The sequence below is a fragment of the Micromonospora sp. NPDC005305 genome (assembly GCF_040607315.1).
GTDB lineage: Bacteria > Actinomycetota > Actinomycetes > Mycobacteriales > Micromonosporaceae > Micromonospora.
On record NZ_JBEXGL010000022.1, the window covers coordinates 38,527 to 56,290 of the forward strand.

Annotated in this window: 14 protein-coding genes; 9 read left to right on the forward strand and 5 right to left on the reverse strand. The window is 73.8% G+C overall.

The features are described from left to right. Positions 1-17 precede the first annotated feature (17 nt). Together ABZS80_RS27315 and ABZS80_RS27320 are read left to right on the forward strand one after the other, a co-directional pair. Positions 18-1,382: a cobyrinate a,c-diamide synthase gene (locus tag ABZS80_RS27315; protein WP_355060220.1), complete on the forward strand. Its 1,365-nt coding sequence runs from the start codon at positions 18-20 to the stop codon at positions 1,380-1,382. Then, entirely contained in the window at positions 1,379-1,948 is a 570-nt protein-coding gene (locus tag ABZS80_RS27320) for a GNAT family protein (protein WP_355060222.1), read from the forward strand. The genes ABZS80_RS27315 and ABZS80_RS27320 overlap by 4 nt, the downstream gene beginning before the upstream one ends. A 113-nt stretch (positions 1,949-2,061) precedes the next feature. Here the strand turns inward: ABZS80_RS27320 and ABZS80_RS27325 are convergent, their stop codons facing one another. Continuing rightward, on the reverse strand, positions 2,062-4,197 hold the full coding sequence (locus ABZS80_RS27325; protein ID WP_355060224.1) for a transglycosylase domain-containing protein: 2,136 nt from the start codon (positions 4,195-4,197) through the stop codon (positions 2,062-2,064). 133 nt (positions 4,198-4,330) lie between these two features. Between ABZS80_RS27325 and cobC the strand changes: the two genes are divergently transcribed. Genes cobC through cobA form a run of 3 tightly spaced genes read left to right on the forward strand, consistent with a single transcriptional unit; the run spans position 4,331 to position 7,768 of the window. Continuing rightward, positions 4,331-5,413, forward strand: a complete 1,083-nt coding sequence (gene cobC, locus ABZS80_RS27330) for an Rv2231c family pyridoxal phosphate-dependent protein CobC (RefSeq protein WP_355060226.1) — start codon at positions 4,331-4,333, stop codon at positions 5,411-5,413. Further along, positions 5,413-6,483 (forward strand): nicotinate-nucleotide--dimethylbenzimidazole phosphoribosyltransferase, encoded by a 1,071-nt coding sequence (cobT, locus tag ABZS80_RS27335; RefSeq protein WP_355060316.1) that lies wholly within the window; start codon positions 5,413-5,415, stop codon positions 6,481-6,483. Before cobC ends, cobT begins: the two co-directional genes overlap by 1 nt. 55 nt (positions 6,484-6,538) lie before the next feature. Further along, positions 6,539-7,768, forward strand: a complete 1,230-nt coding sequence (gene cobA, locus ABZS80_RS27340) for a uroporphyrinogen-III C-methyltransferase (RefSeq protein ID WP_355060228.1) — start codon at positions 6,539-6,541, stop codon at positions 7,766-7,768. Between the two features lie 93 nt (positions 7,769-7,861). Here cobA and otsB read toward each other — a convergent pair whose 3' ends face one another. Together otsB and ABZS80_RS27350 are read right to left on the reverse strand one after the other, a co-directional pair. Beyond that, positions 7,862-10,462, reverse strand: a complete 2,601-nt coding sequence (gene otsB, locus ABZS80_RS27345) for a trehalose-phosphatase (RefSeq protein ID WP_355060229.1) — start codon at positions 10,460-10,462, stop codon at positions 7,862-7,864. After that, on the reverse strand, positions 10,459-11,859 hold the full coding sequence (locus tag ABZS80_RS27350; protein WP_091269672.1) for a trehalose-6-phosphate synthase: 1,401 nt from the start codon (positions 11,857-11,859) through the stop codon (positions 10,459-10,461). The genes otsB and ABZS80_RS27350 overlap by 4 nt, the downstream gene beginning before the upstream one ends. 307 nt (positions 11,860-12,166) lie before the next feature. On the opposite strand from ABZS80_RS27350, the gene ettA reads away from it, so the two are divergent. From ettA to ABZS80_RS27370, 4 genes are all read left to right on the forward strand, one after another. After that, positions 12,167-13,843 carry an energy-dependent translational throttle protein EttA gene (gene ettA, locus ABZS80_RS27355; RefSeq protein ID WP_355060232.1) on the forward strand — a complete coding sequence of 559 codons (1,677 nt, stop codon included), beginning with the start codon at positions 12,167-12,169 and terminating at the stop codon, positions 13,841-13,843. After that, a complete protein-coding gene (locus ABZS80_RS27360) occupies positions 13,836-14,279 on the forward strand; it encodes a thioesterase family protein (protein ID WP_151461799.1) in 444 nt (147 codons plus the stop codon). The genes ettA and ABZS80_RS27360 overlap by 8 nt, the downstream gene beginning before the upstream one ends. Next, entirely contained in the window at positions 14,276-14,926 is a 651-nt protein-coding gene (locus tag ABZS80_RS27365; RefSeq protein ID WP_355060234.1) for a hypothetical protein, read from the forward strand. The genes ABZS80_RS27360 and ABZS80_RS27365 overlap by 4 nt, the downstream gene beginning before the upstream one ends. A 149-nt stretch (positions 14,927-15,075) precedes the next feature. Further along, positions 15,076-15,660: a YbjN domain-containing protein gene (locus ABZS80_RS27370; protein ID WP_313718602.1), complete on the forward strand. Its 585-nt coding sequence runs from the start codon at positions 15,076-15,078 to the stop codon at positions 15,658-15,660. Between the two features lie 40 nt (positions 15,661-15,700). Here ABZS80_RS27370 and ABZS80_RS27375 read toward each other — a convergent pair whose 3' ends face one another. Next, positions 15,701-16,090, reverse strand: coding sequence for a globin (locus ABZS80_RS27375; protein WP_192579759.1), 390 nt, complete (start codon positions 16,088-16,090; stop codon positions 15,701-15,703). A gap of 80 nt (positions 16,091-16,170) precedes the next feature. Beyond that, entirely contained in the window at positions 16,171-17,556 is a 1,386-nt protein-coding gene (locus ABZS80_RS27380) for an MFS transporter (RefSeq protein ID WP_355060236.1), read from the reverse strand. Positions 17,557-17,764 lie beyond the last annotated feature (208 nt).

Sequence of the window (17,764 nt, forward strand, 5' to 3'; positions counted from 1 at the left end):
CAGAGCAGGAGTCGATGATGACCGTCGTGCCGCGCGTCGTGCTGAGCGCGCCCTCCTCGGGGCACGGCACCGGTGCCCTCTCCCTCGGCCTGCTCGCGGCCCTCGCCGACCGGGGGCTGGACGTGGCCGGGTTCAAGATCGGGCCGGACCAGGTCGACGCCGCCTACCTGGGGCTGGCCGCCGGGCGCCCGGGGCGCAACCTCGACCCGCGGCTGGTCGGCCCGGAGCGGGTCGCCCCGCTCTTCGCGCACGGCGCTGCCGACGCCGCGTTCGCGCTGGTCCAGGGCACCATGGGGCTCTACGACTCGATCGCCGGCCGGCCGGAGACCGAGTCCACGGCGGCCGTCGCGACCGCGCTGCGCAGCCCGGTGGTGCTGGTGGTCGACGTGGCCGCCATGGGCCAGTCGGTGGCCGCCCTGGTGCACGGCTTCCGCGCCTACGACGAGCAGCTCTGGCTGGGCGGCGTGATCCTCAACCGGGTGGCCTCACCCCGGCACGAGGCGATGCTGCGCGAGGCGCTCGACGACGTGGGTGTGCCGGTCTACGGCGCGCTGCGCCGCCATGAGCTGCCCCCGGTGCTGCCCGCCCGCCGCCACGGCCTGGTGCCGGTCGTCCAGCGCGACGCCGAGGCCGAGCGGGCGGTCCGCCGGCTCGGCGAGGCGGCCGCCGCCACGATCGACCTCGACCGGCTGCTGGCGTTGGCCCGGTCCGCCCCGGAGCTGACCGCCGCGCCGTGGTCGCCGGAGCCGGCCGCCCCGCCCGCCGGGGAGCGGCCGGTGGTCACGCTGGCCGGCGGCCCGGGCGGCAGCTACAGCCACCCGGAGACCGCTGAGCTGCTGCGCGCCGCCGGCGCCGAGGTGGTCACCGTCGACCCGCTGCGCGACGAGGCGCTGCCCGCCGGCACCCGTGCGCTGGTCGTCGGCGGCGGGCTCCCCGAGACGTACGCGGAGCAGCTCTCCGCCAACCGCCGGCTCTGCATCGCGGTCGCCGAGCTGGCCCGCACCGGCCGCCCCGTGGTCGCCGAGGGGGCCGGCCTGCTCTGGCTGGCCCGGGAGCTGGACGGCCTGCCCATGTGCGGGGTGCTCGACGCGATCGGCGCCAGCCGGGACGGCCTGGTGGTCGGCTACCGGGAGGCGACCGCGGCCGTCGACAGCGTGGTGGCCCGGGCCGGCACCACGGTGGTGGGGCACAAGCAGCACGCCGCGGTGCTCACCCCGCGGGCCGGCGAGCGGGCGGCGTGGCGCTGGGAGGGTGGCGCCCCGGAGGGCTTCGTGTGGCGGGGCGTGCACGCCTCGCAGCTCGTGCCGCACTGGTCCGCGTACCCGGATGTCGCGGCCCGGCTGGTCGCGGCGGCCCTGGCCCCCGCGGAGGCCCCGGCGTGATCGGTCAGGTGGCGGTGCGCCGGTTCCCGACGCTGACCGTCTCCACCCCGCGCACCGAGGTCCGCCAGCTCGTCGCGGCGGACGCCGAGGCGGTCGACGAGGTGTTCGCGGACCGGCAGACCCAGCGGTGGCTGCCGCTGGCCGATGCCTCGGGGCAGATCGACGGGCGGGCCTGGTGCACCGAGCTGGCCCGGCAGCGCCGGGACAGCGGCGACGGCGATCACTGGGCGGTGGTCCGCCGCGAGGACCGGCGGGTGGTCGGCTGCCTCTGGACCCGGCGCACCGACTGGGGCGCCCGGCTGACCGAGGTGTCCTACGCGATCGCCCCGCACGCCCGCGGCTACGGCCTGGCCGTCGAGGCGGTCGACGCGGTCGCCATCGCGCTGATCCTGGAGCACGGGTTCCAGCGCGTCGAGCTGCGGGTCGCCGCCGGCAACGTCGCCTCCCGCCGGGTGGCGGAGAAGGCCGGCTTCAGCTACGAGGGCCTCCTCCGCAACGCCGGCTTCGTCCACGGCGCCCGGGTGGACCTGGAACTGTGGTCCTTCGTGAGCGCCGACCTCCGGTGACCACGCAACAGAAAGTCGATCAAGAGGTTCGCGCGCGGAACCGGCTGGTTCCTGACGCAAACCTCTTGATCGACTAGCCCGGGCGCACCCCCGGGCGGTTCGGGGTGGCGCGGTCAGCCCACGATCTGGTCGGATGGTGGGGTGAACTGGCGGGTGGGTTGGCCCTTCAGGGCGTCGCGCAGGGTCATCGCCACCGCGTTGACGGGTACCTGGGACAACCCGTCACCCACCGCGTTGAACGGGTTGTCCGGGTCGGCGATGAAGCTCGCCGCGGCCAGCTCCGGGGTGTAGCCGGCGAACCAGGCGGACCGGGTGCTGTCGGTGGTACCCGTCTTGCCGGCGACCGGGCGACCGACCGTGCCCCGCACGCTGTCCGCGGTCGACCAGCCGCCGCAGCCCCCCTTGGCCGGGGAGTCTCCGGTCGGGCAGCGGGCCGCGTCGGTGGCCGCCCGGGCCGCGTCGGCGCTCACCACCTGCCGGCAGCGCGGCTTGGCGACCTCCCGCTGCACGCCGCCCGGCGTGCGGTACGTGGCCGGCGTGCCGTCCCGGTTCATGATCGAGTTGACCGGGATCGCCTCGCAGTACCGGCCGTCGGCCGCGACCGCGGCGTACGCGTTCGCCACCTCCAGCGGGGTGGCGTCGGAGACGCCCAGGGTGAACGCGCCCCACTTGTTCGCCTTGTCCGGCGCGGCGTGCTCGCGGTCCACATCGGTACGCCAGCGCAGCCCGAGCTGCTCGGCCAGGCGCACTCCCTTCTCCGCGCCGACCTTCTCCTCCAACTGCACGAAGAAGGTGTTCACCGACTTGCCGAAGCCGGACCACATGGTCTGCACGCCGGTCATCGCGCCGCTGGCGTTCGAGGGCGCCCACCCGTCGTAGACCTTCGACTGGTAGCGGTACGGCGAGTTGATGGTGTCGGAGAGCTTCGTCCCGGAGTTGAGGGCGGCGAGCATCGTGAACATCTTGAACGTCGATCCGGCCTGGTACCCGGGGAGCGTGCCCCCGCCGAGCAACGGCGCGACCGTGTTCGGATAGTTCGCCTTGACGTTCGGGCCGGCCTCCGGGTTGGAACTGTTCGGGTTCTCGGCCAGGTCGAGCGAATAGGTCCGGTTCACCGCCATCGCCTTGATCCGTCCGGTGCCCGGCTCGGCGACCACCAGCCCGTTGGCGAACGGGCTGCCCGTGCCGTCCTTCGCGCCCACGTTCTTCTCCGCCGCCTCCTGGATCTTCGGGTCGAGGGCGAGCACGATGCGATAACCGCCCCGGCGCAGCTTGTCCATCCGTTCCAGCCGGTTGTCCCCGAACGCGGGCTGGCTGCTCCACCAGTTCTTCAGGTAGTCGCAGTAGAAGCCCCAGGTCGCCCGGTACTTCTCCAGGAGCGAGGCGCAGTCGTTCGGCGGGTTGGTGAGCCGCAGCTTGATCGGCTCGGTCTTGGCCGCCGCCACGGCGTCCGGCGAGAGGTAGCCGAGGCGGGCCATGTTGTCGAGCACGTAGTTGCGCCGGCCGGTGGCGTCCTTCTGGTCGGAGGTGATCGGGTCGTACTCCGACGGGGACTTGACCAGGCCGGCCAGGGTGGCCGCCTCGACCGGGCTGAGGGTGGCCGGGGTCTTGGAGAAGAAGATCTGCGAGGCCGCGTAGATCCCGTACGCCCGGTGGCCGAAGTAGGCGGAGTTCAGGTAGCGCTCGAGGATCTGTTCCTTGCTGACGTGCTTCTCGATGTCCAGCGCCATGCGCATCTCCTTGACCTTGCGCAGGCTGGTCTGCTGGGTGGCCTCCTGGACCTCCTTCGGCGTCTTCGCGCTGTCCCGCAGGGCCATCCGGACGTACTGCATGGTGATCGTCGAGGCGCCCTGGGAGACGCCGCCGGACCGGGCGTTGGACACGAAGGCGCGGGCCACGCCCTTCGGGTCGACGCCGTGGTGCTGGTAGAAGCGGTTGTCCTCGGCGGCGACGATCGCCTGCTGGATGTTCGGCGACATCTCGTCGATCTTGGTGTACTGCCGGTACTCCTCGTAGAACATCGTCAGCACGGTCTTGCCGTCCGGCGCGTACAGGTACGAGGTCTCGGCGGGCAGCGCGGTCTTGAGGATGTTCGTCTTCTGCTCCACTGCGTGTGCGGTGGCCTTGGCTCCGATGCCGGTGACGGCGGCCAGCGGATAGGCCGCGGCGGCGACCACGATGCCGGCGATGAGCCCGGCGCGGAGGAGGGGCACGGCACGACCAGCGGAGGCAAGGGGTCGGTTGCTCACGTGGTCAAGCTATGACATTTCCGATTCGGAAATGAGAAGAATTCATAAACGGGCGAGGGGGTTCAGCGGTGGTGACGCGGCCCACGCCGGGATGCGCTGTCCCGGGCGGCGGCTTCCCGGCAGGATCGCGGACATGCGTGCTCAGCTGATCAGGACCGCCGCCGCGGCGGGCGAGCCCGACCTCGGCCACCACGGGGATGCCGAGGCCACGCCCGGTCTGGTCGACCTGGCGGTCAACGTCCGCCGCGCCCCGATGCCGGAGTGGCTGGCCGACCCGCTGGTCGCCGCGATGGGGGCACTGGCCGCGTACCCGGATCCCGGCCCGGCCCGGGCCGCCGTCGCGGCCCGGCACGGGCGTCCCCCGGAGGAGGTACTCCTCACCGCCGGCGCCGCCGAGGGCTTCGTGCTGATCGCCCGGGCGCTGCGCGAGGCCCGCCGGCCGGTCGTGGTGCACCCCCAGTTCACCGAGCCGGAGGCCGCCCTGCGGGCCGCCGGGCACAACGTCGAGCGGGTGCTGCTCGACGCGGGCGACGACTTCCGGCTCGACCCGGCCCGGGTGCCCGCCGACGCCGACCTGGTGCTGCTCGGCAACCCCACCAACCCCACCTCCGTGCTGCACCCCGCCGAAGCGCTCGCCGCGCTGGCCCGCCCCGGCCGGGTCCTCGTGGTCGACGAGGCGTTCGCCGACACCACGGCGGCCCCCGATGTCGAGGGCGAGCCCGAGTCGCTCGCCGCCCGCCGCGACCTGCCCGGCCTCCTGGTGGTCCGCAGCCTCACCAAGACCTGGGGGCTGGCCGGGCTGCGGATCGGCTACCTGCTCGGCGACCCCGCGCTGCTCGCCCGGCTCGCCGCCGCCCAGCCGCTCTGGGCGGTCTCCACCCCGGCGCTCGCCGCCGCCACGGCCTGCGCGTCCCCGGCCGCCGCCGCGGCCGAGCGCGCCATCGCCGCCGGGCTCGCCGCCGACCGCGACCACCTGGTGGCCCGCCTGTCCGGCCTGCCGGGGGTACGCGTCGTCGGCCGTCCCGCCAGCGCCTTCGTCCTGGTCCACCTGGCCGGCGCCGCCGGCGTGCGGGAACGGCTGCGTGAGCGCGGCTGGGCGGTCCGCCGCGGCGACACCTTCCCCGGGCTGGGCCCGGACTGGCTGCGGATCGCGGTGCGCGATCCGGCGACGACCGACGCCTTCACGGACGTGCTGGCGGAGATCCTGGAGGCATGATGTTGGAGTCCACCGTCGCGGCGATCCGGCCGCTCGACGAGGCCGCCATGGCGGCGGCCCGCGAACTCCAGGGCCGGCTGACCAAGCCCGCCGGCTCGCTCGGCGCCCTGGAGCCGCTCTCCGTCCGCCTCGCCGGCCTCGCCGGGACCTGCCCGCCGCCGCTGCCCGAGCCGGCCGCCGTGGCGATCTTCGCGGGCGACCACGGCGTGCACGCCCAGGGTGTGACCCCGTGGCCGCAGGAGGTCACCGCCCAGATGATCGGCAACTTCCTGGCCGGCGGCGCGGTGGTCAACGCGTTCGCCCGGCAGGCCGGCGCGTCGGTCACCGTGGTGGACGTCGGGGTGGCCACCCCGCTCCCGGCCGACCCCGCCGCCGACGCGGCCGGCCCCCGCCTGGTCGCCGCGAACGTGCGGCCCGGCACCCGGGACATGATGGTCACCGCCGCGCTCACCCGCGACGAGGCCCGCGCGGCCGTGGAGACCGGCATCCGGATCGCCGGGGAGCTGGTCGACGCCGGGGCGGGCATCCTGCTCACCGGGGACATGGGCATCGGCAACACCACCCCGGCCGCCGCGCTGATCGCCGCGTTCACCGGGGTCGACCCGGCGGCGGCGACCGGGCGGGGCACCGGGGTCGACGACGAGACGTACGCCCGCAAGGTCGGCGTGGTGCGGGCCGCGCTGGACCGGCACGCACCCGACCCGGCCGACCCGCTCGGCGTGCTGGCCACGGTCGGCGGCCTGGAGCACGCCGCGCTGGCCGGGCTGGTGCTCGGCGCCGCCGCGCGCCGCGTGCCGGTGCTGCTGGACGGCGTCATCGCGGTCAGCGCCGGGCTGGCCGCCGCCGCGTTCGCGCCGCACGCGGTCGGGGCCATGGTCGCCGGGCACCGCTCGGCCGAGCCGGGCGCGACGGCCGCGCTGCGGCACCTCGGCCTGGACCCGCTGATCGACCTCGGGCTGCGGCTCGGCGAGGGCACCGGCGCGCTGCTCGCGCTCCCCGTCGTCACGGGCGCGGTCCGGGTGCTGCACGAGGTCGCCACCTTCGACTCGGCGGGAGTGGCCGAGAAGTGAGCGGGCGAGGCCCTCGGCTCAGGGCGCCGGCCCGGTCCGGCGGGGAGGCGGCCCGGTGAGCGGCAACCCGTACCCGCTCGGGTTGCGGCTGGCCGGCCGGCGGGTGGTCGTGGTCGGCGGGGGAGCGGTGGCCACCCGGCGGGTGCCCGCGCTGCTCGACGCCGGAGCGGACGTCCTGCTCGTGGCGCCGGAGCTGACCCCGGCGCTGCGGGCGCACGTGGACGCCGGCCGGCTGCGCTGGGAGCCGCGCCGGTTCGCACCGGACGACCTGGACGGCGCCTGGCTGGTCCAGGTGGCCGTGGACGACCGGATCGCCGCGGCCGCGGTCAGCGCCGCCGCCGCCGAGCGGCGCGTCTTCTGCGTCCGCGCCGACGATCGGACCGCCGCCACCGCGTGGACCCCGGCGGTGACCCGGCACGGCCCGGTGACGGTGGCCGTGCTGGGCGGCGGCGACCCCCGCCGCGCGATGGCTGTTCGCGACGCCGTGCGCAACCTCCTGGCTGAAAGGAAGGGCCCCCTGTTAGCGCCTGCGGTAGAGCAGGGGGCCCCTGCCAACGCGGGCGGGCGGGTGGCGCTCGTGGGCGCCGGGCCGGGGGACCCGGAGCTGATCACCGTGAAGGGCTGGCGGCTGCTCACCGAGGCGGACGTGGTGGTCGCCGACCGGCTCGTCCCCGGGCTGCTCCTCGACGAGCTGCGCTCCGACGTCGAGCTGGTCGACGCCTCCAAGATCCCGTACGGGCCGGCCCGGGCACAGGAGGAGATCAACCGGATCCTGGTGGACCGCGCCCGGGCCGGGAAGGCCGTGGTCCGGCTCAAGGGCGGCGACCCGTACGTCTTCGGCCGGGGCGGTGAGGAGTTGCTGGCCTGCGCCGAGGCGGGCGTGCCGGTGACCGTGGTGCCCGGGGTGACCAGCGCCATCTCGGTGCCCGCGGCGGCCGGGGTGCCGGTCACCCACCGCGCCGTGGCGCACGAGTTCACCGTGGTCTCCGGACACGTCGCGCCCGACTCGCCCGACTCCCTGGTCCGGTGGGAGTCCCTCGCCGGCCTGCGCGGCACCCTGGTGATCCTCATGGGCCTGAAGAACCTCGCGGCGATCAGCGCCACCCTCGTGGCGCACGGCCGGGCGGCGCGCACCCCGGCCGCGGTGATCCAGGAGGGCACCACGAGCGGGCAGCGGACCCTCCGCTCGACCCTCGGCACGGTGGCCGCCGACGTGACGGCCGCCGGACTGCGCCCACCCGCCATCGTGGTCGTCGGCGACGTCGTGGGCGCCCTCGACACCTGACGGGCCCGCGCACCGCCACGACGCCGAGCCGGAGCGGACCAGACGAGCGGCCCGGGACCTGATGGTCCCGGGCCGCCGTCGTGGCCGTTCAAATCACTGCTTGAGCATGTTGTCCAGCATCAGGGCGCAGCGGATCAGCCCGAGGTGGCTGTAGGCCTGCGGGTGGTTGCCCAGCCCGCGCTCGGCGAGCGGGTCGTACTGCTCGGGGAGCAGCCCGGTCGGCCCCGCCGTGTCGACCATCTGGGCGAACAGCTCCTCCGCGTCGGTGCGCCGACCGGTGCGCAGGTACGCCTCGATCAGCCACGCCGTGCAGATGTGGAAGCCGCCCTCCCGGCCGGGCAGGCCGTCGTCCCAGTGGTAGCGGTAGACGACCGGGCCGCTGCGCAGCTCCGCCTCGATCTTCAGCACCGTGGACAGGAAGCGCGGGTCGTCACCGGCGAGCAGCCCCGAGATGCCGATCCACAGCGACGAGGCGTCCATCTCCTCGTACCCGTAGGCGACGCTGTAGGCCTCGGCCTCCGGGTGCCAGCCGTGTTCCAGCACGTTGTCGGCGATCCGGTCGCGCAGTTCGACCCACTCCGGCCGGTCCTGGCCGCCGTGCTGCCGCACCACGTGCAGCGCCCGGTCGACGGTCATCCAGAGCATGACCTTGGAGAAGACGTGGTGCCGGGGCGGGAGGCGGGCCTCCCAGATGCCGTGGTCGGGCTCGTGCCAGCGGCGGCGGACCGCCTCGACCATGTTCTCCAGCACCCGCCACTCGTCGTCGCGCACCGAGCCCCGGGCGTCGGCCACCGCGGCGATCAGATCCGCGACCGGCCCGAAGACGTCGAGCTGGAGCTGGTGGTTGGCGAGGTTGCCGACCCGGACCGGCCGGGAGCCGGCGTAACCGGGCAGGGTGTCGATGACCGCCTCGGCGCCCAGCTCGTAGCCGTCGACCGTGTAGAGCGGGTGCAGCCGCTCCGGGTGCCCCCCGGTGCGGTCGATGACGCCGTCGACCCAGCGCAGCAGGCCCTCCGCCTCCTCGGTGGAACCGAGGTCGACCAGCGCGCGGGCGGTCATGGCCGCGTCCCGCAGCCAGCAGTAGCGGTAGTCCCAGTTGCGGACGCCGCCCAGCTCCTCGGGGAGCGAGGTGGTCGCCGCGGCGAGGATCGATCCGGTCGGCTCGTGGCAGAGCCCGCGCAGGGTGAGCGCGCTGCGGGCCACCAGGTCCCGGGCGGTGCCGGGCAGCCGCAGCGAGGCCACCCAGTCCTTCCAGGGCTGCTCGGCGGCGGCCTGCCGCTCGTGGATCGGCACCCGGTGGTGTTCCAGGCTCTGCGTGCCGAAGCGCAGCTCCAGCACCACCTGGCCGCCGGCGGCCGACAGGTCCACCACGGCCTTGGCCGTCTCGTAGCCGGCGTCGTTGGTGACCTCCCACTCGACGCCCGGCGAGTAGAGGGCCACCGGCTCGTTGGAGCCGAGCACCAGCAGCCCGTCGTCCAGCGGCTGGAGCTGCACGGCGACCTGGCCGAACTCGGGGCGCGGGGCGAAGTCGACCCGGGCCCGCCCGGTGCCGCTGAGCACCCGGACCAGCGTCGAGTCGCCGGTGACGACCACCGGGCCGTCCGGCGTGGTCTCCTTGGCCGGCAGGTCCAGCCAGTCGGTCACGGTCAGGCCGGACCAGCGGGTCTCCACCGTCATGGTGTTGCTGCGGTAGCGCTGGCCCAGCGGGATGCCGCCCCGCTGCGGGCCGACCGTGAAGTGCCCGGCCGGGCTGCCGCCGACCAGGTCCGCGAAGATCGCCGCCGAGTCCGGCTTCGGGTGGCACAGCCAGGTGATCTTGGCTTCGGGGGTGACCAGCGCGACCGTGCGGCCGTTGGCCAGCATCGAGTGCCGCTCGATCGGCACCGCCCGCTCGCCGAAGAGCCAGTGCCGCCGGGTCTCCAGCAGCAGGCCCAGCGCCCGGGCCGCCTCGATCGGCTCGGCCACCCGGTAGTCGGCCCGGGTGTCACCCGGGCCGATCTTGATGCCGACGTCCGGCCCGTGCAGGTTGCCGAAGGCGTTCTCGTCGGTGACGTCGTCGCCGATGAACAGCACCGCGCTGGCCGCGAGCTGGGTGCGGAGTTGGTCGACCGCGGTGCCCTTGTGGGTCGCCACGACCGACAGCTCGATGACCTCCTTGCCCTGGGTGACGGTGACGTCCTCCCAGGTGGCGGGGCCGCTGCGGACCGCCTCGATGGCCGCGGCGGCGATCTGCGGGTCGACCCCGCGGGTGTGCACCGCGACGCTGGCCGGCTTGCGTTCCAGGCGTACGCCCGGGTGGGCCGCGGCGATCTCGCGCAGCTCGCTGCGGAGCCGGTGCCGGACCGCGATCAGTTCCGGGGTGAGCCGCTCGACGAAGCCGATGTCGAACTCGGACCCGTGGCTGCCCACCAGGTGCACCTCGCTGGGCAGCCGGGAGAGCGTGGCCAGGTCGCGCAGCGCGCGGCCGGAGACCACCGCGACGCTGGTCTGCGGCAGGGACGCCAGGGCGCGGACGGCGGCCACCGACTCCGGCAGCGGCACGGCCTTGCTCGGGTCCTCGACGATCGGCGCCAGGGTGCCGTCGTAGTCGCAGGCGACCAGGAGCTGGGGGACCCGGGCGATCCGGCCGATGGCGGCGCGCAGCTCGGGATCCATCACCCCGCCGGGCGGAGTGGTGGGGGTGCTCGTGCTCACGCAGCCTCCGCATCGGGCACGCCGAGTTCGGTCAGGAAGGACTTGGCCCAGTGGCCGACGTCGTGGCTGCGCAGGTGGCGTTGCATTATCCGCATCCGGCGGCGGGCCTCGGGTTTCTCGACGTGCACGGCGCGCAGCAGCGCGTCCTTCACCGCGTCGGGGTCGTGCGGGTTGCACAGGAACGCCTGGCGCAGCTCGGTGGCGGCGCCGGCGAACTCACTGAGCACGAGCGCGCCGCCCTGGTCGGCGCGCGATGCGACGTACTCCTTGGCCACCAGATTCATTCCGTCTCGCAGCGGGGTCACCATCATCACGTCTGCCGCGACGTACATCGCGGCGAGTTCGGAGCGACTGTACGACTGATGCAGATAATGCACCGCCGGCACGCCGACCCGTCCGAATTCGCCATTAATCCGGCCGACCTCGCGTTCGACCTTCACCCGAAGTGCCTGGTAGTGCTCCACGCGCTCGCGGCTCGGCGTGGCTACCTGCACCATGACCGCGTCGGGGACTGTCAACTTTCCGTCAGCGAGGAGCTCGCGGAAGGCCTTCAGCCGGAGCTCGATGCCCTTGGTGTAGTCGAGCCGGTCGACGCCCAGGATGATCGTCTTCGGGTTGCCCAGCTCCTCGCGGATCTGCTTGGCGCGGGCCTGGATCGCCGGGTCCTCGGCCAGCCGCTCCATCTCCCGGGTGTCGATCGAGATGGGGAACGCGCCGGCCTTCACCTGCCGCCCGTCGACCTGGATCATCTGCCCCTCGTAGCGGAGGCCGAGCAGGTGCCGGGCCAGCCGGACGAAGTTCTGCGCCGCCAGCCGCTGCTGGAAGCCGACCAGGTCGGCGCCGAGCAGGCCACGCAGGATCTCGGTGCGGAACGGCATCTGCATGAACAGCTCGATCGGCGGGAACGGGATGTGCAGGAAGAACCCGATCCGCAGGTCCGGCCGCAGCTCCCGGAGCATCGCCGGCACGAGCTGGAGCTGGTAGTCCTGCACCCAGACCGTGGCGCCCTCGGCCGCCACGTCCGCCGCGGCCTCCGCGAACCGGGCGTTGACCAACCGGTACGCCTCGCGCCAGCGCCGCTTGTAGGCCGGGGTCTCGACCGCGTCGTGGTAGAGCGGCCAGATGGTCGCGTTCGACTGCCCCTCGTAGTAGCGCTCCAGCTCCTCGGCGCTCAGCGGCACCGGGTGCAGCCGGATCCCCTCCAGGTCGAACGGCTCGGGGGCGGCGCCGGTGCCACCGGCCCAGCCCACCCAGGTGCCCTGGTGCTCGGCGAGGACCGGATGCAGCGCGGTCACCAGGCCGCCCGGGCTGCGTCGCCACTGCCGCCCTTCGGGTGTGCTCACCTCGTCGACCGGCAGTCGGTTCGCCACAACGACAAAGGAGCTACGGACGGTCACGATCGGCCACCTCCGGTTGCTGACGGGTCCACCGCGCTGAGCGTACTGAGCGTAGCTGCGGCCTCTGTTGCCCCGTGCCGGAGTTCCCTACCCGTCCCGGAAGCGCCGAACCCACATCGTGATCTTGTCGACAGCGGCGGCGCGCCGCGCACTCGGGGGCGGGGTGATGTGGGCGGAGCGGGGCTTACCTGTCAGGATTGGCGACGGCGTGCGCGCGGCCGGCCCCGGCCGGCGGCGGCGGGCAAACCTCGCAGCCCGCGCCCGCGCCGCCAGCTCGCGATCGCAACCGACGGAGGTAGCCCGCACCGTGGCCCAGTTCATCTACGTCCTGGAAAAGGCGCGCAAGGCGCACGGCGACAAGGTCGTGCTCGACAACGTGACGCTGAACTTCCTGCCGGGGGCCAAGATCGGTGTGGTCGGCCCGAACGGCGCCGGTAAGTCCAGCCTCCTCAAGATCATGGCAGGTTGGGACCAGCCGAGCAACGGCGAGGCCCGGCTCATGCCCGGCTACACCGTCGGCATGCTGGCGCAGGAGCCGGCGCTCAACGACGCCAAGACCGTCCTCGGCAACATCGAGGAGGCGGTCGCCGAGACCAAGGCCAAGCTGGAGCGGTTCAACAAGATCGCCGAGCAGATGGCGACCGACTACACCGACGAGCTGATGGAGGAGATGGGCAAGCTCCAGGAGGAGCTCGACCACGCCGACGCCTGGGACGTCGACTCCAAGCTCGAACTGGCCATGGACGCGCTGCGCTGCCCCCCGCCGGACGCCGACGTGCTCCAGCTCTCCGGCGGTGAGCGCCGCCGGGTGGCGCTGTGCAAGCTGCTGCTGGAGGCGCCCGACCTGCTGCTGCTCGACGAGCCCACCAACCACCTGGACGCGGAGAGCGTGCAGTGGCTGGAGCAGCACCTGGCCAAGTACGCCGGCACGGTGATCGCCATCACCCACGACCGGTACTTCCTCGACAACGTGGCCAACTGGATCCTGGAGCTGGACCGCGGCCGTACCTACCCGTACGAGGGCAACTACTCCACCTACCTGGAGAAGAAGGCCGCCCGCATGGCGGTCGAGGGCCGGCGCGACGCCAAGATGAAGAAGCGCCTCGACGACGAGCTCGAATGGGTCCGCTCGAACGCCAAGGCCCGGCAGACCAAGTCCAAGGCCCGCCTCGACCGCTACGAGGAGATGGCCACCGCGGCCGAGCAGACCCGCAAGCTGGACTTCGAGGAGATCCAGATCCCGCCGGGCCCGCGCCTGGGCAGCACGGTGATCGAGGCCAAGAACCTGGTCAAGGCCTTCGGCGACCGGGTGCTGATCGACGACCTCAGCTTCTCCCTGCCGCGCAACGGCATCGTCGGCGTGATCGGCCCGAACGGCGTCGGCAAGACCACCCTGTTCAAGACCATCGTGGGCCTGGAGGAGCCGACCGCCGGCTCGGTCCGGGTGGGCGAGACGGTCTCCCTGTCGTACGTCGACCAGAGCCGGGCCGGCCTGGCCGGGGACAAGACGGTCTGGGAGACGGTCTCCGACGGGCTGGACCACCTGCTCGTGGGCAAGGTCGAGATGCCGTCGCGGGCGTACATCGCGGCGTTCGGCTTCAAGGGCCCGGACCAGCAGAAACCGACCAAGGTGCTCTCCGGTGGCGAGCGCAACCGGCTCAACCTGGCGCTGACCCTCAAGATCGGCGGCAACGTGATCCTGCTGGACGAGCCGACCAACGACCTCGACGTCGAGACGCTCGGCAGCCTGGAGAACGCGCTGCTGGAGTTCCCCGGCTGCGCCGTGGTCATCTCGCACGACCGGATGTTCCTGGACCGGGTCGCCACGCACATCCTGGCCTGGGAGGGCGACGACCAGAACCCGGCCCGCTGGTTCTGGTTCGAGGGCAACTTCGAGGCCTACGAGAAGAACAAGATCGACCGACTCGGCGCGGATGCCGCCCGGCCGCACCGGGTGACCTACCGCAAGCTCACCCGTGACTGACCGGTTCGTCTACGACTGCGCGCTGCGCTGGTCCGACCTGGACGCGTACGGCCACGTCAACAACTCCCGCTTCCTCACGCTCTACGAGGAGGCGCGGGTGGCGATGATGTTCGCCGGCGGCCGGGCGTGGGGAGTGGGCTCGTTCGCCGACGGGGTGGTCATCCGCCGGCACGAGGTCGACTACCTGCGCCCGGTCGACTACGCGCTGGGCCGGGCCACCGCGGAGGCGGCCCCCACGGTCCGGATCGAGCTGTGGGTGGAGGAGATCCGGGCGGCGTCGTTCACCGTCGCCTACGAGCTCTACGACCGCGACGTGCTGGCCAGCCGGGCCCGCTCGGTCCTGGTCCCGTTCGACCTGGCCGCGCAGCGGCCCCGCCGGATCTCCGCCGACGAGCGGGCCTTCCTGCTCCGGTACGCGCCCGGGCTGTCCGGATGACCACGCCGGTCACCGGGCACGGGCTCGACGACGTGGCCGACGCGGGCGCGTTCCTGGCCCGCCTGGTCCGGCTCGACCCGGGCACCCTGGTCCGGCTCCGGCCGGTGCCGGGGGCCGGGCGCACCGCCCTGTGGGCCCGGCTGCCGTGGGACGTGTTCGTGGTCCGGACCGTGTCCGGCACGGCGCCGGGCGACGCCACGGTGGCGGCGGGGGAGTTGCTGGCGGAGCTGTCGGCGGGTGGCGACGCGCTGCCCCGGCGCCGGGACGACGGGTGGCGCTGGCCGCTGCCGCCGGCGGCCAGCCGGGCGGTGGAGGCGCTGCCCGCCGCCGAGGTCCGGCGGATCGCCGCCGCGGCGGCGGGGACGCTGCGCGAGGCGGCCACCCACGGCGTGGCGGGCCGGGCGGTGGGGCAGCGGGCGCTGCGGGACGCGCTGCTGGACCACGTCGCCGTGGTGGTGACCCCGGACGAGGCGCCGGGCGTTCCGGTGGAGGTGCCGCAGCGGCTGGTGCAGGGGCTGGTCCGGATGGGCTTCCTCGGCGCCGGCGACGTCCAGGTACGCGTGGCCGGCCGTTGGGTCGGGCTCGTCGGACCGTACGGAGCGGCCTGGTCGCGGAAGGTCGCGGACCTCGCACTGACGCCCATCTGAGTTCATCCGAACGGATGACCCATAGTCGTTCTTCCGGTTTGGGGCGACCGTTGGGGGGATGCCTCCTGCCGGCTGTCCGGGTACCGTCCATCCTCGGATCCAACGCACCGTAGGCGGCTGGATCCGCTGGGGAGTGAGGTGCGCGAGCGATGCCGTGGTGGTCATGGCGCCCAGGTCCCGCTGGTGGCGGCGACCCGGAAACTCGAAGCGGGATCACAGTGGATGACACCGTCCGGGTCGGGCCACCGACCCCCCGTCAGCCGGCGGACGACGCGGCGGCCGCCGAGCGGCCCGTGATCGCCGACATGCCGGCAACCGTCGCCCCGGTCACCCTCCGCCGGGTCTGCGACGCGCTCGACCTGCTCGACGTGCGCTACCTGGCCGACGGCGACGGCAACCTGCTGGCCATGTGGGAGCGCCACGCCGTGCTGGTCACCCTGGAGGGCCCCGAGGACGAGATCCTCGTGATGCGGGCCCGGCCGCACGCGACCGTCCCGCCGGACTGGGCCGACCGCGCCTACCGCGTGGTCAACGAGTGGAACCACACCCGGCGGTTCTGCAAGGCATACATCGGCGACCCGACCGAGCGCGGCCAGCTGCCCATCTACGCGGAGCTCCAGGTCCCGCTCGGTGCCGGCACTCACGACGCGCTGCTGGTCGAGATGCTCGACTGCGGTGCGGCGGTGGCCACCACCTTCGTCGACTGGCTGCACGACGAGGGCGCCCTGCTCTGAGTCCGCCGGGCGGCGTTCAGGGCCCGCTCGGCGGGCCCGATCAGCCCTCGGCCGCCGGGTCCTCCATCACGTTCACCATGAAATAGGCGGCCCGCTCCAGGTAGTCCCAGAGCGCGGCGGCGAGCTGCGGTGGCAGGTCCAGCCGGTCCACGGCCCGGCGCATGTGGCGCAGCCAGGCGTCCCGCTCGACCGCGCCGATCCGGAACGGGGCGTGCCGCATCCGCAGCCGCGGGTGGCCGCGCTGCTCCGAGTAGGTGTGCGGGCCACCCCAGTACTGGATGAGGAAGAGCGTCAGCCGGTCGGCCGCGGGGCCGAGGTCCTCCTCCGGGTACATGGGCCGCAGCAGCGGGTCGGTGGCGACACCGGCGTAGAACTCGTCCACCAGCTTGCGGAAGGTGGGTTCGCCGCCGATCGCCTCGAAGAGGGGCATCGACTCGCCTGGGGAAGTCACGCCACCCATCCTGCCAGGCGCCGCCCGGAGGCCGCCCACGCCCACCTTCGGAAAAGGAGTCAGGTCACGGCATGCCGGCGCCGGCCGCGCTCGCCGCCCCGGTCGCCCGCCGCCGCCCCGCGGCCCGGGGTGTGCCCGCCGCGCCCGTCCGGGGCGGCCGTGGCGGCGGATTCCGCCCGGGCGGCCTCGACGGCCGCCTCGATGGTCGCCGGGCGGGGCCAGGTGAGCACCGCGAGGAGCATCAGCAGCACGCCGGCCGCGCTCCACGCACCGACCACCGAGGGGATGGCGAACCGCTCGGCGAGCGCCCCGGTGGCCAGCACGGCGGCGCCCTGGATGATCTGGGTCCCGCTGGCCATCACGCCGAACGCCCGGGCCCGGTAGCCCTCCGGCAGCGCCTGGACGAAGAGCCCGTTGGCGACCGGGATGAGCCCCGCCACCGCGAAGCCGCACGCGGCGGCGAGGAGCGCCACCACGACCGGCGGCGGGTCGAGCAGCGCGGGTACCAGCACCGCCGGCGCGATCACCGCCAGCGGGCGCATCAGGGTCAGCCGGCGGGCCGGGCCGACGAGCCGCCCGACGGCGAGCCCACCGAGCACGTACCCGACCGGGTTGGCGGCCATGATGACCGCCTGGGCCGTGCCGGTGTCCATGCCGTCCCCGGCGCGCTCGTTGGCCCAGGCCGCGGCGAGCCCCTCGGGGACGATCGAGAAGACCATCGCGCTGAACACCAGCACGGCGATGGCACGCAGCACCGGGCGGCCGAAGACGAGCCGGAACCCCTCCGCGGTCTCCCGCAGCAGGTGGCTGCGGTGCGCCTCGGTCATGGTCGGCGGCCGGTCCCGCAGGCCGAAACGGACCAGCGCCGCGGAGACGCCGAAGGTGGCCGCGTTGATCAGCAGCGCGGCGGCCGGGTTGACCGCGGCCACCGCCGCGCCCAGCAGGTAGCCGAGCACCTGGGCGGCCTGTCCGCTGCTCACCGACACCGACAGGCCGACCACCAGCCGGTCGCCCGCGAGGATCTGGGGCATCAGCGCGGACCGGGCGGCCTGGCTCGGCGGGTTGGCCAGCGTGGCGGCGAAGATCAGGGCGAGGACCGCCCAGGGCGGCACCCCGGGCAGGGCGACCAGCACCATGAGGAACATCCGGACCACGTCGCAGGCCACCATGACCTGCCGGTACCGGTAGCGCTCGGCGAGCGCGGAGAGCAGCGGGCCGCCGACCAGCCAGGGCAGGTAGCTGGCCGCGAACGCGGCGGCGGAGAGCGCCACCGAGTCGGTCTGCCGGTAGACGAGGACGGTTACCGCGGCCTTCGCGACGTAGTCGCCAATCCAGGACAGAGCGCTTGCCGTGAAGAGGACGCGGAACTCCGCGAGGCTGAACACGTCGCGGAAGGTGGCCGGCCCCTCCTGGGCGGGTCGCTCGTCGGACACCGTCGCCTCCATCGTTTCCGGGTCGACCACTCGTGATGGTCCGACCGGGAAACCGTCGTCAGATCTACGGATCAGCGAGGACACCAGCACGCTCCCTTGGGGAGCATGTTCACCGGATTCTGCCCGATCGTCTGACAACTGGCTAGGGCGAACGGATTGATCGTCACATCTCCGACTGAACGAACGGACGATACCCGAGGGGCCGCGGGGTGCGCGACCC

Coding starts and splice junctions, on each gene's coding strand:
- ABZS80_RS27315 (WP_355060220.1), top strand. CDS start 18: ATGACCGTCGTGCCGCGCGTCGTGCTGAGCGCGCCCTCCTCGGGGCAC.
- cobT (WP_355060316.1), top strand. CDS start 5,413: ATGTTGGAGTCCACCGTCGCGGCGATCCGGCCGCTCGACGAGGCCGCC.
- cobC (WP_355060226.1), top strand. CDS start 4,331: ATGCGTGCTCAGCTGATCAGGACCGCCGCCGCGGCGGGCGAGCCCGAC.
- ABZS80_RS27380 (WP_355060236.1), bottom strand. CDS start 17,556: ATGGAGGCGACGGTGTCCGACGAGCGACCCGCCCAGGAGGGGCCGGCC.
- ABZS80_RS27365 (WP_355060234.1), top strand. CDS start 14,276: ATGACCACGCCGGTCACCGGGCACGGGCTCGACGACGTGGCCGACGCG.
- ABZS80_RS27370 (WP_313718602.1), top strand. CDS start 15,076: ATGCCGTGGTGGTCATGGCGCCCAGGTCCCGCTGGTGGCGGCGACCCG.
- ABZS80_RS27375 (WP_192579759.1), bottom strand. CDS start 16,090: ATGCCCCTCTTCGAGGCGATCGGCGGCGAACCCACCTTCCGCAAGCTG.